We start from the raw sequence: 5,813 nt of genomic DNA, 5'->3' as shown, positions 1-5,813 counted from the left end.
GAGGATATGTTCATACACTAAATCTAGCATGATTTGAAGCTGTTTCATGGAAGAGAAGCTCGATGTTGCCGCAATGACAACCTGATGTTTGGGCGACACAAAACATAACTGCCCATACCCGCCATTCCCCATAAAGCAGCCATCACGACATAGAAAAAATTGATACCCATAACCTTGGGAAAAATCGATGCGCTCTTCGTCTCGCGATGTATCGCTTTGCACACTGGTGGCGAGTGAAATGTATTCTTCTGAAACGATTCGATGACCATTATATATCCCTTTGTTTAGCAGCATTTGCCCAAACTTAGCAATCCCTTCAGTAGGAATACTTAGTCCCATTCCCCCAGCAACGACGCCAAGCGGACAGTTTTCCCAAGAAGCGGATGAAATGCCTAGAGGCATAAACAAACGAGGCATTAAATATTCGGTTAGCTTTTGACCTGTTACTCTCTCAAGGATAGCAGACAACATATAGGTAGAATGTGTACTGTAACGGTAATAGGTTCCTGGCTTATGCTCTACTTCCATTGCTAAATAGGCTTTAACCCAGTCTGTTTGCTCTGCAACGCTTCCGTAAATATTGTCATGATGGCCAGCATTCATCGATAGCAGATGGTGAATGGTCATTTCAGCCAAGTTGTCCGAAATCGCAGGAGGCAGCTTATCAGGAAAAAAAGAGATAACCTTGTCTCTTAAATCCAACAGGCCCTCGTCACAAGCAATGCCCATAGCGATAGATGTGAAGCTTTTGCTAAGTGAGAATAACAGCTGCGGCGTGCCTGGACGATAAGGATCACGATAAAACTTGGAAGTAGCCTTGCCGTTTTGCATCAGGATAAAGCTGTTCATCTTCAAGTTTAATTGCTTGATTTGAGTAAAAAACGCAAGCAACGACTTTGATGATAAACCATGGTTTTCTGGTCGATCCATTTCCGTAACACTTATCAAGCCTTCAACATCGTTAGTCATGAATGCAATCACCCACTCTTTTATACTCAACGAATCTACTAGCTCAATTGTTTAATAAACGTCACTCTATCGTAACCACTGCTGAAATAGTCCTTTTCATATAGGCTGACCTCAAAACCGATCCGTTGATAAAACGTTATCGTGTCTTCATTCCCCGGATGCCCTAAAGTATAAAGAATAATTTCCTTCTCTTTCAGCTCGTTTACTTTATTGCAGATGGTAGAAAGCAAAGCTTTGCCAACGCCCGCTCGTTGAAAATCCTTTTTCACAACTACGCCTACGATTTCATAAAGTCCTACTTCATTATTAAATAGGTATCCTGCATGACCCATAATTTGATTGTCATCGCTATAAGCTACATAATATTGGCTTTTACCTGCTGGAGCTTTCGCGAAGTCCGCCCACCGAGGCGGATATCTTTCAATAACGAAATCTGGGAATTGCAGCGGATGCTCCGATAATATATTTATTACATCCTGCCTATCGTTGTGCTCGAACAATCGAATATTCATATTGTTAAACCTCCTAAACAGAACGATCTTTTTTCTGCTGTTCTACAAATTCATCCTTCGTTAGACCAAATAAAATGAGATCTTTATACTCACCGTTAGTGTAAATCACTTTCCGTCGCACACCCTCTTGCTGGCAGCCCAGCTTGATCATCATGTTTGTTGAGCCTACGTTGCCTTCCAGTACATAGTCATTAAACTTATTAAGCCGTCTTTCCATAAAAGCATACTTTAAGAGAATTCTCATCGCTCTAGTCCCGTATCCCTTGCCTCGGTGATCTCTATCGATCTGTATGCCAATGCTAAACGTGCCGTTTTTCTCATCGATACTATTTAGATTAACGCCTCCAACATTTTCAGCGTTTCTATTTTCAATCGCAAACATGATACGCCTATTATCCGTAGAGAAATCAGCATAAGTTTCAACGAAATTTTTGGCCTCGGCAATCGTAGGCGGCAGCTCAACCGTGCACTCTAGTAAGCGCCGAGCTGGCGTATCAAAGCGGTTGAAGTAATGCCCTTCCCAGTCAGCATCTTGAATTGCTCGTAATCTGATCTCCTCATCCTGCCAAAAATATTGACTATAATCTATTTCTCTCATGTGATCCTCCCATAATCAATAATCGTATTAAGCGCTATTATACATAAAATTAATATTAAAAAGGAAATTATTTGTAATGTACTATCCAAATAAAGAGCCCTCAGGTCATTCATCCTGAGAGCTCTTTTTTTGGTTACCTTGAATGTACAGCCTTGTCCCGCTTTGACAGCACGATGTTCTGGTACAATCGAACGGTTAATAGATAGTAAGCAGCATAGATAACCACGAACAACACAATGGGAATCCATAAGCGATAATATGGCTCAGTTAACATAAACGAGAAGAGATTCATACCAACTAGAACATGCGTGAGCCCAACGATACCAGGAAATAAAAATACGAGGAACAGCTCGTGATAGATTGAACGCGATAACCTCTCTCTCCTTACCCCAAGCTTGCTGAGCATCTCATATCGCTGAACATCCTTCGCTGCACCCGATAATATTTTGAACATTAAGCAGCTCGCCATCATAGCAAGAAAGGCGATGCCAAGGAAAAAGCCCATAAAGACTGTACCGCTAGCGATACCTATTGCATTCTCATAGTTCTTGTACTTGCTCCATGATAGATACTCCCCATTGGATTTCTCTGTTTCCAGCTGGTCTAGTGCCTTCCATGACATCCGATAAGCGAGGAAATCACCCGTCCTTCCGATCACAACGAACTGTTCCTTTGCTTCAAGCTTTGCGAACTCTCCTGCATCAACAAGCCTGAACTCACTTATGGGTGGCGAAATCTCCCAGATGAAACCTCTCCACTTCTGACTGGACAGCTCTTCTGTATCCGTATTATCTGCATCACTCGCAGAGCCTGCTGGAAGAGGGCCTTTGATCTGTTCTATCTCATCCCAATACTCGCGGCCCTGCCCCGAATGAACAAATGGCCGCTGGTTCTCGAGGTCCTCTTTCGCATAATAAACCATTTCGTTCTCTATTTTGTAACGATACTTGAACTGCTCCTTGAACGGAATGGAAGCGAGTATCTTTGCTTCTTCCGCATTCGGGTTATGCACGATCGCGTCATAAACGCGGTAGCTCTCTCCCCTAATTTTCGCATCGTTCACAAAAGCCATACCTCCGGCAATTGCACCAGCTCCAAGTGCAATCAGCATCGCTACTGTTGCCAGCAGCTTCGTTAAGCCGTTAATTCGGAAGCTCAGCTGGCCGAAAGTGAAGGCGCGGATTCCACGTGTTTGATTCCTCTTTTTCATTCTTACTACAAGTGGCGGAAGCAGCATCATAAACAGAAGGTACGTTCCGAGCGGTGTCATGAATGTGGCGGTATACAATCCAATCTCCCGCAGCTGCTCCATAAATGTAAGGGAGAAGTAACCGAGCCCGAGAGCAATTGCTCCGACGATGCTAAGTACAATTTTCCACGGGCTGCTTCCCCACAGCCGATCTGCTTGCATATTGCCATGGACAAGATGCAATACCTTCATGCGAGAAAGCTTCAGCTGATTCCATATCGCAGACAATCCAAATAAACAAGTAAAGAAGATAATAGTAAATAAAATGGCTGGTCCAAATACAGCATGGTAACCGATAAGACTCGTCTGAAGCTGCTTAGCCATGAGATGCCCCACAAGTGTGGATAAGCCAAACCCGAGCCCAAGCCCAACCGCTAGTGAAATTAAGCCGAGCGCAATCGTTTCAATAAACATTAAAGTACGTATTTTACTTTTGCGTGCCCCCAGAACGAGATAGAGTCCGAATTCCCGCTGGCGCAGCGACAGCAAAAAGCTGTTGGCATAAATAATGTAGAAAAAAGTGATCGCCGAGAGCAGTACCGAGCCTAATATATAGACGAGCCCAATTGAGTTGATAACTGCATTTGCCTCCGTAAAATCGCGGTTCCACGCCATCGTCTGGAACATATAAAAAATGGCTATCGACATGACAAGTCCAGCAAGCAGCACGATATAATCTTTAAATTTGCTCTTCATGCCGGATAAAGCTAGTTTTATAAGCATGTCCTCACCTCACTGCCTTTCCGATTCGTAAGTTTCATCGGATGCAGCAGCGGCAGCTGCCGAGCCATAATCGCCGAGCACGTCCAAAATTTGCTTATAAAAGGATTCACGGCTGCCCGTGCGGTACAGCTCTTTCACAAGCTGACCATCCTGTATAAATAAAATTCTTCCGCAATAGCTTGCACTGAACGCGTCATGAGTCACCATGAGAATCGATATTCGCTGTTCCTCGTTTAGACGCTTCATCGTCTCGAGCAGACTAACCGCATTTTTCAAATCAAGCGAGCCTGTCGGCTCGTCACCCAGCAGCAATGCAGGCTCATGAACGATGGCGCGCGCCGCGGCTGTTCGCTGCCGCTGCCCTCCTGAGATCATCGCTGGATATTGTTCAGCTAGCGCTGTAATACCAAGATTGTCCATGACTTGACGCACTTTGATTCGGATCTCGCCAGCAGGGACGTCCTGCAAGGACAAGGGAAGTGCGATATTCTCATAGACTGTCAGATTGTCGAGCAGATTAAAATCTTGAAAAATAAACCCAAGCCGCTGCGCCCGGAAATCCGAAAGCTCACGGGCTTTCATTCGTGTAATATCTGTTCCAGCAATTGAAATCGTACCCTCTGTTGGATTATCCAGCGTCGAGATTACGTTGAGCAGTGTGGTTTTGCCCGAACCGGAAGCTCCCATAATGCCGATGAACTCTCCTTCTTGCATCGTGAACGAAATATTGTTCAGCGCATAAACCTGATTCACCTTATTGCTTCCGTATATTTTGGATATTTGTCTTATATCAATAACGGGATTTTTTGTTGTCATAGCTTAGTGACATCTCCTTCTGCCTTGGTACCTGTACGATACCCTGCACTCTACTTAGTATAAGGAAGACGCCTAAAGCGAGCTTAATGTAACCGTTAAGATTTCATAAAGATTATCTTAATACTTTTTTACGATTTAACAGACAGCTCCTGAACTTCACGGCAAAAAGCCCCAACCATGTCATCCCACGGTCGAGGCTCTTCTTTCAAGATAATTAATACTACCTGCTTTTCGTTAATTTTGCTCCGAGTTTTGCTTCTCCTTAATGAGCAATACCGATATGTATTGCAATACCGCCATGGCAAACAGCACAATTGGCATCCATATAGATTGCAGATCTTTAGCAAGTATAATGAGCAAGCAAATAGAAAGCACCCTTCCCGCATTTAGAAAAAGCTCCCGCATGACAACGGATTCTATTCGCAGCTGGCCTTTAAGGGGCAATGTCCCGATTAAGCGATAATAATAGGAAGTAAGCGTATTGACGGCAAGCGGATTGCATATCGAGAACAAAATCATAAATAAGGCAACCGACCAAAATTCCACTTGAATGAGCAGCAGCGATGAACCGATGGCTACCCCAGTTGTAGACAGGAGCACATATTTGCGTACTTGCTCCTTCTGTGCTTTTCTTGAAATGACGTAACCCGTCGCTACCGTAAGCGAAGAGAAGAAAACACCTAAGTAGCCTACCCAATCCTCACGCCCAACCGTCTGATACAGCATAATATTTGGCAGGAAGAGCATAATTCCCTGAAATAGACCTAATACAAAAAAGCTGTACAATGCCTTCAGCCAGCGACGGTTCTTATGCATCACCAGCCCCATGAATTTTAAATAATAGGCTTTGTGATGTGATTTGATCATCGGAATGCGGAAGCTGACGATCGCTGCGATAAGGAACATAATGAAGGCAAGCGTGAAAATAATGATGTAACCCTGCAAC

6 protein-coding genes are annotated in these 5,813 nt (G+C 44.0%); all 6 read right to left on the bottom strand.

The features are described 5' to 3' along the window. Nucleotides 1–969: serine hydrolase domain-containing protein (locus AC1DSE_RS28835; RefSeq protein WP_477528604.1), on the bottom strand; the 969-nt coding region annotated here is incomplete at its 3' end. 38 nt (nucleotides 970–1,007) lie between these two features. Then, nucleotides 1,008–1,481 carry a GNAT family N-acetyltransferase gene (locus AC1DSE_RS28830; RefSeq protein WP_477511693.1) on the bottom strand — a complete coding sequence of 158 codons (474 nt, stop codon included), beginning with the start codon at nucleotides 1,479–1,481 and terminating at the stop codon, nucleotides 1,008–1,010. Nucleotides 1,482–1,494: 13 nt separating this feature from the next. Further along, entirely contained in the window at nucleotides 1,495–2,079 is a 585-nt protein-coding gene (locus AC1DSE_RS28825) for a GNAT family N-acetyltransferase (RefSeq protein ID WP_441875924.1), read from the bottom strand. A 133-nt stretch (nucleotides 2,080–2,212) separates the two neighbouring features. After that, nucleotides 2,213–4,051, bottom strand: coding sequence for an FtsX-like permease family protein (locus tag AC1DSE_RS28820; RefSeq protein ID WP_477528603.1), 1,839 nt, complete (start codon nucleotides 4,049–4,051; stop codon nucleotides 2,213–2,215). A gap of 9 nt (nucleotides 4,052–4,060) precedes the next feature. After that, nucleotides 4,061–4,867 carry an ABC transporter ATP-binding protein gene (locus AC1DSE_RS28815; protein WP_477511691.1) on the bottom strand — a complete coding sequence of 269 codons (807 nt, stop codon included), beginning with the start codon at nucleotides 4,865–4,867 and terminating at the stop codon, nucleotides 4,061–4,063. 234 nt (nucleotides 4,868–5,101) lie between these two features. Next, nucleotides 5,102–5,813: MFS transporter (locus AC1DSE_RS28810; RefSeq protein WP_477528602.1), on the bottom strand; the 712-nt coding region annotated here is incomplete at its 5' end.

The organism is Paenibacillus sp. 01L418 (genome assembly GCF_056400045.1).
Note: the sequence above shows the minus strand (reverse complement) of the source record. Positions and strands in the feature narration are given on the sequence as shown.

Coding starts and splice junctions, on each gene's coding strand:
- AC1DSE_RS28830 (WP_477511693.1), bottom strand. CDS start 1,481: ATGAATATTCGATTGTTCGAGCACAACGATAGGCAGGATGTAATAAAT.
- AC1DSE_RS28825 (WP_441875924.1), bottom strand. CDS start 2,079: ATGAGAGAAATAGATTATAGTCAATATTTTTGGCAGGATGAGGAGATC.
- AC1DSE_RS28820 (WP_477528603.1), bottom strand. CDS start 4,051: ATGCTTATAAAACTAGCTTTATCCGGCATGAAGAGCAAATTTAAAGAT.
- AC1DSE_RS28815 (WP_477511691.1), bottom strand. CDS start 4,867: ATGACAACAAAAAATCCCGTTATTGATATAAGACAAATATCCAAAATA.